The sequence below is a fragment of the Campylobacter rectus genome (assembly GCF_004803795.1).
In the GTDB taxonomy this organism is placed as follows: Bacteria; Campylobacterota; Campylobacteria; order Campylobacterales; family Campylobacteraceae; genus Campylobacter_A; species Campylobacter_A rectus.
Genome location: NZ_CP012543.1, coordinates 1,387,975 through 1,400,081 on the forward strand (window position 1 = coordinate 1,387,975; position 12,107 = coordinate 1,400,081).

General features: G+C 46.2%; 13 protein-coding genes and 2 tRNA genes. All 15 read right to left on the bottom strand.

The features are described from left to right. Nucleotides 1–142: 142 nt before the first annotated feature. Complete coding sequence (locus CRECT_RS06435; RefSeq protein ID WP_039888624.1) at nucleotides 143–604, bottom strand: hypothetical protein; 462 nt, start codon at nucleotides 602–604, stop codon at nucleotides 143–145. Nucleotides 605–667: 63 nt separating this feature from the next. Continuing rightward, a tRNA-Met gene (locus CRECT_RS06440) sits at nucleotides 668–742 on the bottom strand. 12 nt (nucleotides 743–754) lie between these two features. Continuing rightward, a tRNA-Gln gene (locus tag CRECT_RS06445) sits at nucleotides 755–829 on the bottom strand. Nucleotides 830–904: 75 nt separating this feature from the next. Continuing rightward, a complete protein-coding gene (locus tag CRECT_RS12615; RefSeq protein ID WP_233437564.1) occupies nucleotides 905–1,060 on the bottom strand; it encodes a 3-alpha domain-containing protein in 156 nt (51 codons plus the stop codon). Between the two features lie 160 nt (nucleotides 1,061–1,220). Beyond that, the gene (locus CRECT_RS12620) at nucleotides 1,221–1,388 is read right to left on the bottom strand and encodes an MOSC domain-containing protein (protein ID WP_232501129.1); all 168 of its coding nucleotides are present in this window, start codon (nucleotides 1,386–1,388) and stop codon (nucleotides 1,221–1,223) included. Between the two features lie 191 nt (nucleotides 1,389–1,579). After that, complete coding sequence (locus CRECT_RS06455) at nucleotides 1,580–2,266, bottom strand: DUF4230 domain-containing protein (RefSeq protein WP_002945844.1); 687 nt, start codon at nucleotides 2,264–2,266, stop codon at nucleotides 1,580–1,582. A 322-nt stretch (nucleotides 2,267–2,588) separates the two neighbouring features. Further along, nucleotides 2,589–3,800, bottom strand: coding sequence for a threonine ammonia-lyase (ilvA, locus tag CRECT_RS06460; protein WP_002945862.1), 1,212 nt, complete (start codon nucleotides 3,798–3,800; stop codon nucleotides 2,589–2,591). A gap of 568 nt (nucleotides 3,801–4,368) precedes the next feature. Further along, entirely contained in the window at nucleotides 4,369–4,545 is a 177-nt protein-coding gene (locus tag CRECT_RS06465; protein WP_002945873.1) for a hypothetical protein, read from the bottom strand. Next, a complete protein-coding gene (locus CRECT_RS06470) occupies nucleotides 4,512–4,916 on the bottom strand; it encodes a CoA-binding protein (RefSeq protein WP_002945843.1) in 405 nt (134 codons plus the stop codon). The genes CRECT_RS06465 and CRECT_RS06470 overlap by 34 nt, the downstream gene beginning before the upstream one ends. After that, on the bottom strand, nucleotides 4,906–6,030 hold the full coding sequence (gene trmA, locus CRECT_RS06475; RefSeq protein ID WP_002945879.1) for a tRNA (uridine(54)-C5)-methyltransferase TrmA: 1,125 nt from the start codon (nucleotides 6,028–6,030) through the stop codon (nucleotides 4,906–4,908). The genes CRECT_RS06470 and trmA overlap by 11 nt, the downstream gene beginning before the upstream one ends. Before the next feature lie 2 nt (nucleotides 6,031–6,032). Next, nucleotides 6,033–7,727: a Na+/H+ antiporter NhaC family protein gene (locus CRECT_RS06480; RefSeq protein ID WP_171992696.1), complete on the bottom strand. Its 1,695-nt coding sequence runs from the start codon at nucleotides 7,725–7,727 to the stop codon at nucleotides 6,033–6,035. Between the two features lie 290 nt (nucleotides 7,728–8,017). Beyond that, the gene (locus CRECT_RS06485) at nucleotides 8,018–8,470 is read right to left on the bottom strand and encodes a hypothetical protein (RefSeq protein WP_227932232.1); all 453 of its coding nucleotides are present in this window, start codon (nucleotides 8,468–8,470) and stop codon (nucleotides 8,018–8,020) included. Between the two features lie 1,108 nt (nucleotides 8,471–9,578). Next, nucleotides 9,579–10,325: an SDR family NAD(P)-dependent oxidoreductase gene (locus CRECT_RS06495; protein WP_171992697.1), complete on the bottom strand. Its 747-nt coding sequence runs from the start codon at nucleotides 10,323–10,325 to the stop codon at nucleotides 9,579–9,581. A 9-nt stretch (nucleotides 10,326–10,334) separates the two neighbouring features. Next, nucleotides 10,335–11,546: an ankyrin repeat domain-containing protein gene (locus tag CRECT_RS06500; protein ID WP_002944712.1), complete on the bottom strand. Its 1,212-nt coding sequence runs from the start codon at nucleotides 11,544–11,546 to the stop codon at nucleotides 10,335–10,337. A gap of 63 nt (nucleotides 11,547–11,609) precedes the next feature. Next, nucleotides 11,610–12,107: an HIT family protein gene (locus tag CRECT_RS06505; RefSeq protein WP_002944706.1), complete on the bottom strand. Its 498-nt coding sequence runs from the start codon at nucleotides 12,105–12,107 to the stop codon at nucleotides 11,610–11,612.

Below are 12,107 nucleotides of genomic sequence, written 5' to 3' on the forward strand. Positions count from 1 at the left end.
CGTCTGAGAGCGCCAAACTCGCTTGCGACCGCCTTCTCTTTATTTCGGTAAAATGATTTGTAAATTACATTAAATTTGACCGCCGCTTTACGCTTACGTCAAATAACGCATCTATCGGCAAATTTATAACAGAAACTACATATCAAAAATTTGACGAATTGTGCGGTCTCGGCTTGATTTGATATTTCGCTCCGAGCCTTGCAAATTCTTTGGTAAAAAATGCATTTAGATCGCGCAAACTGTCGTCGTTCATCTGAATGAGTTTTAGGCGGTTTTTCTTATAAATTTTGATTTTTTTACTTTTTCTTTTTAGATATTGCGGCGTCTCAAGCCCCCAAAATTCGATATAAATTTCGCTTTGCGTCAGATAAAAATCGCTAACGACGCGCTCTTTGGTCGGCGTTTTTTTCTCGTAGATAAACTCGATACCGCGGTAAAACAACCAATTTGCCACAATGAGCTCGGCGCGGCTTTTTACAGTGTCGCCGCTATCGCTTTTGTATCTAGTTTGCTTGATTTTTTGCTTTTTAAGTAGCTTTAAAGCCAGCAAAATAATTGCAATCAGCAACAAAACGATTAAAATTTTCGATACGTCTAAGCTCATAAATAATTTTCTTTAATATAAAATTTGATTTTTCAAAGCGGAAAAAGGATAAAAATTTAGATTTGGTTGCGGAGGACGGATTTGAACCGCCGACCTTCGGGTTATGAGCCCGACGAGCTACCACTGCTCTACTCCGCGATGAAATTTGAGTGGATGGGGTAAGAGGATTCGAACCTCTGAATGATTGGACCAAAACCAATTGCCTTACCGCTTGGCGATACCCCAGCCCGTTAAAAGAAAGCTGATTATATATATTTTTGCCTTATTTGTCAAGCTTTTTGGTAATTTTTCGCCGTTTTTTCAACGTTTTTCTATAAAAGCCGTGCCGTATAAGCCGTTTAAGCGCCTGTTTATATCGTTTTGCCAACTAACGGATAGCGTTTCCAGCGTCCTAAATTTGGGCAACAAATCCAAATTTTCACTCGGATTAAAAAACAGTTTATTTATCCGCATCACGCTTAGAGCGTTTTCGTTTTTTTGCAGGATCTCTATCTCGCAACCGGCCTTGCACGACCCGTTTTCAAGCGCCTTGTAGCACCGGCCGGTTAGTCCGGTGGCAAAAATTTCCTTGGCTAAATTTGCATTTCCCCGGCGCTTTGCGAGCTTAAAGCATAGTTTAGCGGGTTGGGTTACCAGAGCCGATTTTATGCACGTCGCCCGCGTTTACGCTGTTTTCATCTAGTCCGCTAACGGTCAAATTTTCGCCCATCGCGCCCAGCGGCAAATTTTTAAGCCCCAAGTAAGCTTCCAAAGCGGGATAGTTTTCTAACGAATTTGCAAACACGGCTTTATTTACGCCGCCGTGACGCTTAGCGTCGGCTACCTCGTCGTCCTCAAAGCCAAGCTCGTTCGCGTAGATTTCGCCCGTCTGCGCACTCTTAAATATCGCCGCGCCGCGCCTTGTCCAGCTCGTTCGTAGCTGCCGAGCTACTTGTCTCGCCTATCAAGAGTGCTTTTACGAATGCCGTTTTGCCCTCACGCCACGTTTTGCAGATTTAGCCTGACCTGCTCGCCCTCGTCGTTAAACTCAAACCTTACCGCCCTAGCCCCGAAGCTCTTTGCGATCGCCTCCAGCGTGTCGCGCGCGGATTTGTGGATCTTGGACTGGAGCTGATTTATCAGGCGAACGGACATCTTTTCGACCTCGGTGCGCGCCTCCTCGATGAGCCTGTTTTTATCCTCCTCGCTAAAGCTGCTACCGAAAAATCCGTTTAGCGAATCAGGCAGCAAAAACGGGATAAATTTTCCGTTTTTCTCGTCGTAAAATTTCATATTCGCGATCGAAAATTTGTATTTGCAAGGCGGCATCTTGATGAGATACTCCTCGCTCGCGACGTTTACGATCTCCAGACGCGGGCTCGTTAGGTCGTAGATGAAGTTTATCTCAAACTCAAATATCATCGAGAGCTTTTTCTCGCTCACCAGCCAGCGCAGATACTCCTTGCCGAAGTTGCCGAAAGCATGGTCGGTTTTAGTCACGATCTCTTTGCTATAGACCTGAAAAACGGATAGCTCGCCGATGGATTTTAACTGCGAGATCTCGGTGCTAATCTGCGTCGTCGCGGGCTTTTGCGCGGTTTTTAAGGCTTTGTTAAATCTAAAAATCGTAAATACGCAAATCGCTAGCAAAATCGCTAAAATAAGGCTCGTAACATCTATCATCTTCACTCCTTTAAAGGCGATTTTAGCGAAATTCGTTAAAAAAATCGTTAAATTTGAGCTTTGGACCGCTTCGTATCGGTAAAAATTCGGATTGTAAATTTAAATTTAGCTGGCGTTTGGATCAAAGAATAATTGCAGCGGCTGTTGCGTTAAATTCGGTGCAGTTTGGCAAAACCCGCACCTTTAAGATACGGGTTAAATTCGGCTCAAATTTGACCGAATAATTTAGTAAATTCGGCGAAAATTTACGCTAAACCACTACGCTAAAAGCTCAAATTCGCCCCAAATTTAACGAGCGAATTTGGGCTCAAATTTAAACAGCTTAAAATACCTGAATAAATTTAAAATCATGCTCTCTGAGCACTTTTTTGATGAGCTCTTGGTGATCCTCGCCTTTGGTTTCGAGCGTGATCGTGATATTAGCGTCGCCGTACTCCAGGCTCGTGGAGAAGCGGTCGTAGTCGATTTTCACGATATTGGCATTTGCGATCTTTAGGCTGTCGGTTAGACTCATAAGCGCGCCCGGCTTATCTATCAGCGTGATTTGCAGCGCCATCTTGCGGTGGGATTTGATGAGACCTTTTTCGATGATGACGTTTAGCATCTGCACGTCGATGTTTCCGCCGCTTAGCACGATGCCGATACTCTCGCCGGCTTTAAATTTGACCTTGTTGTGCAGGATACTGGCGACGCCGACCGCGCCCGCGCCCTCGACCACGATCTTTTGCGTCTCGAGCAGAAACAAAATCGCATTTGCGATCTCCTCGTCATCGACCTGCACGAACTCATCCACGCACTCAAGGATATTTGCCAGCGTCGTCTCGCTCGCGTCGCGAACCGCGATACCGTCGGCGATCGTGCGCACGGTTTTTGAGTTTATGCTTTTTTTGGCACTAAAGCTGTTAAACATAGCAGGCGCGCCCTTTGCGCTCACGGCGACCACGCGGATGTCTGGATTTACCTGCTTTACGCAGCTTGATATGCCGCTTATTAGCCCGCCGCCGCCAACCGGCACGATGATAGTCTCAAGCTCGGCCAGATCATCAAGCATCTCAAGCCCCACTGTGCCCTGCCCGGCCATCACGTACTCGTCGTCAAACGGGTGGATAAAGCTCATCGCATGCTCCTTGGCGTACTCGACGGCGTATGCGTAGGCCTCGTCGAAGTTATCGCCCTTTAAGATAACCTCGGCACCTAGATCTTTGGTGCCAAGCACCTTTAAAAGCGGCGTGGACTCGGGCATCACGATAGTAGCGGGCGTCCTAAACTCGCGCGCCGAGATAGCCACGCCTTGGGCGTGATTGCCCGCGCTTGCGGCGACGACGCCTTTTTTACGCTCGTCCGAGCTTAAATTTGCGATTTTATTATACGCGCCGCGGATCTTATACGCGCCCGTACGCTGGAGATTTTCTTCTTTTAGATAGATGAGCGCGCCGCTTGCGAGGCTTAGTTTTGCGCTATATGCAAACGGCGTCTTATACACGAAGCCGCTTATCGTGCGCTTGGCTTGGATTATTTTGTTTAAAGAGATCATTTTTCGCCTTTCGTTTTTTTGTTTAAATTTTACTTTTCGGCGCTTTTGCTCGCGCATTTATTTACCGTATTTTTACTTACGATTTCTTTATTTTTACTTATATTTTTGTTTTTACCGCAAATCGCCGTTTTTACTGCGTATTTTTGATTTTATCGCTCGAGGCTTGCGCGAAATTTATTTTATCGCGCGGCATATGCTCATTACGCTTTTAAGCCCGCACGAATTTGACGTTTCATACTCTTACTTTTTTTCGTCGCTTGTTTGGCGAGACGGTTTTCGTCGCTTGCTTGATGAGACGGCTACTTCCGGATGCTTCCGAGTTTGTGCAAATTCGGCGTTATGCTTTTTGCCGTTTGGCCAAAATGCCGCATTTAAACCATTTTAAAACGACAAATTTTACTTGATTGCATTCAGGCGAGATACCGCTTTGTCGTCGCGTCCGTGAGCCGGCCTTGGCTACAAGATTACGCCTTTGTCGCCAAGCAAAGCGGTTCGGTTCGGGCGCCGGATACGAGCTAAATTTAAGCTCTTTCCCGCACTCACAAACTCACCGCGCAATCCTCCGCGCTCAAAATCCCTTTGCATTTTGGATCGCAACTATATACACGCCAAATTTGCGATATCTGTCATTTTTAAAATCAATGAGCTCGCCTAAATTTAACGTACGAAACAAGTTGCATTCGCCGCCGTCAAATTTCACCGCGCTATCTGCTAAATCAAGCCTTTTAGCTCGATTTTTATGCATTTATCCTGCACGAAATTTATCCCGTTTTTGCGCGCGATCGCTCCTGCCGCGTCGTTTGTTATGCCAAGCTGCAGCCACAGCGTTTTCACGCCTTTTTTGATGGCATCCTTTACTAGCTCGCTCGCAAACTCGCCCTTTCTAAACATCACGGCGATGTCGATATCTTCGTCTATCTGGGTCAAATTTCTATAAACCTTGCGCCCTAAAATTTCATCAAATTTCGGATAAATAGGAAACACGTTAAAGCCGCGCTCGATAAGAAATTTCGCCACCTCGTTACTTGGCTTGCTCTCATCAGGGCTAAGGCCCACGACCGCGATATTTTTAGCAGCGGATAAAATTTGCCCGATGTTATTGTCGTTACTTTGCATTTTTACTCCTTAAAAGCACGCCGCACTCGATGTGAGCAGTATTTGCAAACTGATCAAACACGGCAAATTTGACCGCCTCGTGCGTTGCGTCAAGCTGCGCCATATCTCGCTTTAGGCTCTGCGGCGAACAGGAGATATAGACGATATTTTCGTAGTTTTTGATGAAATTTATCACGCTCGCATCAAGTCCGGCGCGCGGCGGATCGACCAAAACGTGCGAGAAATCGTAACTAAAGATATCAAGCTCTCTTAAACGGTTAAACTCGCGCTCGCGCCCAAAGGCGCTTATGAGCTCCTCGGCGCTCATTCGCAAAAATTTGATGTTATTTACGCCGTTTAGCTCGCAGTTTTTGAGCGCATTTGCGATCGAGCTTTTGGATATCTCGGTCGCCAAAACGCGCTTAAATTTTTCCGCCATCGCAACGGTAAAGTTGCCGTGTCCGCAGTAAAGCTCAAGCAGATCCGCGCCGCGCTCTACGCAGCCTTTCGCCCATGCGATCATCTTTTCGTTTACGGCGGTGTTTGGCTGGATAAAAGCTCCGTCGCCGAACGTAAATTTGTAAATTTTATCGCCGATATTTAGGCGATCCTGTAAATTTAGCTCGCCGCTTAGCAGCTTTTGCCCTTTTGCCCTTGCGGCGATCGTCACGCGGTGGCCCACAAACTCGCGCGCCAAGCTTTCTATCTCGCCTTGCTCGGCCTTGCCTAGGTGCTTGTGATAGAGCAGCGTCGCCAGTATCCCGCTCGCGCACGAGATAAACTCGGCGCCAAAAAGCTTTTCTTTTAAAATTTGATTTTTCACAAGCGCCCCCAGCAAGCGCGGCATCAAATTTGCGATAGGGGCGGCTACTTTGGGGCATTCGTCTATAAAAACCCTCTTGGCTTTAGCGCCGTGCATCGTGTAGCTAAGCTCCTCGCCCTCGCGCCATATCCCAAACTCCGCTCTAGTGCGGTAACCGGCCTTCTGAGATGCGAAAAACTCGAATTCGCCGCTATAAAAGGGCTCAAATTCGCGCCTTATAAACCCCTTTTTAAACTCAACCTGCTCTTCGTAAGGCGCATCAAGAGTGCAACTACCGCACTCTCCTACAAATTTGCAGAAAAAATCCGGCAAATTTAGACCTTTTGCCCGATAAATCTAACGACCAAAGCCGTCACCAAAAGCCCCAAAGGAAGTACCATCCATATGCTTAAGCCAAGTGCGGTCGGAAAATATCCTACAAAAATGCTGACCGCGCAAACGGCAAGAGCGTAAGGCATCTGAGTCTGGACGTGATCGATGTGGTTACACCCTGCTCCCATAGACGAGAGTATCGTAGTATCCGAGATCGGCGAGCAGTGATCGCCGAATATCGCGCCGGTTAAAACCGCTGAGATACTTACTATCATATACGCGTGCAGTGCGTCGCCCTCCAGTCCGCTGTACATACCCACGGCGTTAGCCAGCGGTATCGCAAGAGGCATCAAAATGCCCATCGTACCGTAGCTGGTGCCGGTAGAAAAGCTGATAAAAGAACCCAACATAAAAATAGTCGCGGGAAGGACTATTTTAGGCGTAGAATGAGAAAGCATATCAACCAAATAGCGAGAGGTACCGAGCTCTTTGATAACAGAGCTCAAAGACCACGCAAGAAGCAGGATAATAATCGTGGTTATCATCGTCTTCCAGCCCTTACCCCAGGTCTCTATCGCCTCGCGCACGGTTAAAATTTTTCTATAAACGGCCATAAATATCGCCACCACGGTAGCCAAAAGCGCCGACTGAAACAGCGCCACCGACGCGTCCGCCGCGCCGAAAGTCGCTTGGAAGGTGTAGAAAGTGAGAGGATGAGCCTTTGCGCTCTGCAGAGCCTCGCCTTCGAGCGAACCCAGCCCGCTAAAGTAAAAGCTAACGAACGCGCCGATGATTAGCACCAAAAGCGGCACGACGGCGTTTGAGCTTTGCAGTTTGATGTTTTCTTTAGGCTCCAGCGTCTTGTCTTCGATATTTTCTATGAGCGCTCCGCCCCTTCTTGGGTGTAGCTCGCCCGCCCTGGCTCTACGCTCGGCTTTTAGCATGCCCGCAAATTCGCGCCCCATAAAAGCGGTGCAAACGATAAAAAACAGCATAAAAAGATTGTAAAATCTATAAGGAATCGTCTCTACGAAGATACTAAAGGCATTTACGTTCGTCACGCCGATAAGCTCGTAGCCTTGCTTTATGAGCGAGATCTCAAGCCCGACCCAGGTCGAGATGACGGCTAGACCAGCGATCGGAGCGGCGGTAGCATCGATGATAAAGGCTAGCTTTTCGCGAGAGACCTTAAATTTGTCCGTTATCGGGCGCATAATAGGGCCTACGATGAGCGAGTTTGCGTAGTCGTCGAAAAAGACGAAAAGCCCCATCACCCAGGTTGAAATTTGAGCCGAGACACCCGTTTTGGCCTTTTTGCTAAGCCACAAAGCGACGGCCTTGGTTCCGCCCATTTTGGTGATGAGCGCGACCACGCCGCCGATACAAAGCACCTGAAGCACGATGCCTGCGTTCCAGCTATCGGCCAGCGAGCCCACGATCCTTTTTACGATGTCGGTAAAGCCTTTTATAAATGTCATAAAGATATTTGAGTCGATGACGTTTATGAGAAACGTCCCGCTAAAAACGCCGATAAATAGCGACAAAACGACGTCTTTGGTGATAAACGCCAAAACTATCGCCACCACGGGCGGTATAAGCGTCCAAAAGCCGAAAATCTCGGCATTTTTTTTCGCTACTTCGGGATCTACGGCCAGCGCCAAGATCGGTAGTAGCGACAAAAATAAAATCTTTTTCATCAAAAACTCCTTTTTGTTTTTCGTCGGTTTAATCAAATTTCCCGCCCGTGCCTTGGGTCGGTATTTAAAGCGTAAATTTAGCTAAATGCGGCTTAAATTTTTGTTTTAAATTCGCTTAAAAGTCAAAAATTTTGGCTCTTTATTAAAATTTTATGTTAAAAATAGGGCTTTTGGGGAAAATTCGATCGAAGCGGTGCTCGGCGGCAAATTTTAAATTTGCTCGTAATTTAGATTTTTTATACGGATTTTACGGGGAATTTTAACTTTGATTTGCTAACCGAATTTGGTATTTAATATACAATAATACTATCTATATGCTTTTTGATATCAGCGACTTGTTTAGAATCTAAGCTCATTATCGTAAATGTTTTTAACCGCCGCACTTGCTTCGCTTTTTTACCGATTGTTATTTTTTTGGGGATAAACGGACGGTCAAATACCGAGCAGGAAAAAATATCGGTGTTTTTAATCAGCGCATCACCGAGTATAAATCTATTTATAATAATCCTATCCTTATAAATTTCAATATAATTAAACAAAATAATTTCAAACATAGGCACGATAAATAATAAAGAAACTAAAAAGCCAAGCGCTAGAAATATACCCGTCAAATAAGCTATCGCCGATGAAATTATCATTAGAAACAAAAGACCAAAACCTATCAAATCGATTAATACTAAAATCGATTTTCTTTTATCCAGTTTATAAAGCAATTTTGCATTTTCATCGCAATCTTTTTGCATTCGCTTCTCCAAATTTATTCTCCGCTCGCGGCGGCTTTTCACCGCCAAAAATCACCGCAGTGCCACACGGTTTGCTACCAGACCCGACCTGCGTAAATCTCATCATCCGCTATGTGCCCGCGTAAAACGTGTGCTGCAAGCACTCAATCAGCAGCTCGCAAACCGGGTGCGAAATGAACGATATCTCTTCGCTCGAAAGGCCGTATTTGCTCCTATAGCCTCCGGTTCGTCTCATAAAAACAAAGAGCGTCTTTTGCGCGTTCGTAGATATTTGAAGCGATATTTTGCGCTAAGATAAAAGATTTTTCATCCAAATTCGGCGCGCCCCGCCCAAGGATATAAAACAAAACGAAATTTTGCCGAAATTTCGGCTATTTATGCTCAAAAGCCAAAAATAGCCGTCTTATATCTAAGTTTTTACTGTTTGAGAAATTTACAGGCTATTTTTTGGCGTTTTTACCTTGCTTGCAAAAACGGCGAAGAAATTTTAAGAATGCCAAATTTGACGTTAAATTCGGCGCAGTCTCGGCGCTCGAGCTCAACGTCAAATTTAAATAAATTTCAGCACGTTTTGCCATTTCCAGTCAAGAGCGCAAATTTAAAAATTCGGCTTCAAATTTACAAGGATCAAATGCCGCAAAAAGTAAAATTTAAACGACGCTCCAAAAACAGATAAAAATCGCGTGCCGAATTTTAAACCCGAATTTAAACGGTCAAACTTCAAATTTAAACTCAAATTTACGCGGAAAAGCGGCCGAATTTAACTCAAAATCCGGCCGACAAAACCCGTAAATTTAAAAACAAAGCGCCTACTTTTTCTCGATAAAAAGCCCGGCCCAAGTCTGCTGCGTCGCCATCGCTTCGACGACGTTGATATTGACGCGGTGAGGCATATTTAGGCAGTTTAGCACGATCTGCTTTAGAAATTCGACTTCAAATTTACACGGGTCAAATGCCGCAAAAAGTAAAATTTAAACGACGATCCAAAAATAGATAAAAACCGCGCGCCGTGAAGCCCGGCGGCAAATTTAACTCAAATTTACGCGGCAAAGCTACTAAATTTTACGCGAAATCCAGCCGCCTTTCCTGCAAATTTAACGCTAAAAGCCTACTTTTTCTCGATAAAAAGCCCCGCCCAAGTCTGCTGCGTCGCCATCGCCTCGACGACGTTGATATTGACGCGGTGAGGCATATTTAGGCAGTTTAGCACGATCTGCGCGATATCCTCGGCCGTGATATACTCTACGCCCTCGTAAACCGCGTCGGCCTTAGCCTTATCGCCGCCGAAGCGAACCTCGCTAAACTCGGTCTTGCAGATGCCCGGAGCTATCTCGGTCACGCGGATACCGGTGCCGCGGATGTCGTTGCGCAGATTTCTACTAAACTGCTTTACAAACGCCTTGCTCGCGCCGTAAACGTGGCTGCCAGGATACGGCCATGCGCCCGCGGTTGAGCCTAGATTAAAGATATAGCCGCTCTTTCGCGCGATCATAAGGGGCAAAACGGCCTTGGTCGAGTATAAAAAGCCTTTGATGTTGGTATCGACCATCGTCTCAAAGTCCTCGATGCTAGTCTCCGCCACGCCTTCGAGTCCGAGCGCTAGGCCTGCGTTATTTACGAGCACTTCGATATCGCGAAACTCCTGCGGTAAATTTGCCACGCCGTCAAAAACCGCCTTTTTATCGCGGATATCTGCGACGACGATATGAGTATTTCCTAACTGCTTAGCTAAGGCCTCGAGCCTTTCTTTACGGCGAGCGAGCGCTACGATCTTGTAGCCTTCGCGGCTTAGCGCCCTAGCTATCGCCTCGCCAAAACCCGACGTAGCCCCCGTGATAAAAGCCGTTCCTTTCATATTTTCTCCTTATTCGGTGATCAAATTTGACTCAAGTCCCAGCACTCTTAGATACTGCGCGTTGATCTCTTTTTTGCCGATGATCGCGTAGTCTAGGGCGTTTAGCCCCATATCATCGATAGCCTGCACGTCCGCGCCGTTATCTACCAAAAGCTGCAATATCTCCACGTCCGCCGCTCCGGCCGCACTCATCAGCACGCTTTTTGACGCCCCGTCAAAATCGCAGAGCTTCACGAAGTTCGGCAGCTGAACGCTCAGATTCGAGCTGTAAGCAAGCTTTGTGTTTATATCTATTAGTCTTTTATTTACCAGTGCTCCGTTTTCTAACAGAAATTTGACTAAATTTATGTCGTTTAGCTGCACGGCCTTAAAAAGCGGAGTGACGCCGAGTAAATTTTCGTAATTTACGTCCGCGCCGCTAGCCACCAGGAGCTTCACGTTATTTAAATTTTTAAGCGCAAAAAATAGCGAACTCTCAAAGCCGTAGTTTAAATTTACGCCCACGCGCAAAAACTCTTTTATCACGTCCTCGTTTTTTTCGTAAAGAAGCGCCGCGTTAAAGGCGTTTTGCAGCGAATTTTGCGAAACGGCGCCCGAATATATCGCCTCGTTGATGCCGTATTTGGTAAAAGTCGGGCTGCTTACCTTTCTCGCAAACTCGTCCATATCGCCGTTTTGCAGAGTCGCAGCTGCAAATTTTAAAAACTCGTTTGCAACCTTTGAAGCGTAGTAAATCGCGCTGCCTTCGTCTATTTTAAAATTTGATTTGTAGTAGCTTACCAGCGGCCCCAAGACGGCGTTGTAGTCTTTGTTAAAGTCCTTAAAAACCGTAAAATTACTTAAGCTTTGATGTCCCCAGTAGCGAAGCCTGGCTCTGTTTTGCGATACGAATTTTTCGTATTCGTCGGGGCTCTCTAGTTCTTTGGCGTAAATTTCGGGCGCATAGGAGGCTTTTAGGATCTTAAATTTAAACTCGTTTAAATTTTTAGTCGCTAAATTTCCGACGCAAGCAAGGCTTTCGGCGCGGATCTTTTGAGCCGCCGAGAGTAAAATTTGAGCCTCTTTTAGCCCCAAGATAGAGTCCTTGCAGTTTGGCTCAAATTCTCCCGAAAATGTTAAATTTTGAGAGAAAAATCGTTGCTTATCAGCCAAAGCGTCATCGCAGTTAAAGCCCGCGAAAACAAAAGAAAACGACAAAAGTATCGGCAAAATAAATCTCATCGTATGCCTCAATATCTTTTAATTTTGATAATTCTACCAAAAAATAATTTAGTAAAGATAAATTTACCGCTCGTTAAAGCAAACGTCCGCAAACGCGGCTTTTAGCTTCTCGTAAAGCGGAGTAAAGGGCACGCCGTTTACGCGCACCTCGGCGATGGATGTGATAAAATTCGTATCGCCGCTCCAGCGCGGCACGAGATGATAGTGCACGTGCTCTGCGATACCCGCACCGCCTGCTTTGCCCAGATTCATCCCGATATTTACGCCCGCCGCGTTTAGTTCGCGTTTTAAAATTTTCACGCCCTCGCGCACGTAAGCGCTCATCTCCGACCAAGTTTGCTCTTCTAGATTTTCGATATTATCGGCGTGCGCGTAAGGTATCACCATAAAGTGCCCGGGCGTATACGGGTAGAGATTCATAATCCCAAAACACCGCTTTGCGCGAAACAAAACGCCCGTCTGCGCGTCTTTTTCGGGGTGATTTACGACGTTACAAAAGACGCAGCCCTGCTCCTTTTTACCGAAATATTCGCTCCTCCACGGCGCGCAAATGTGCTCCAT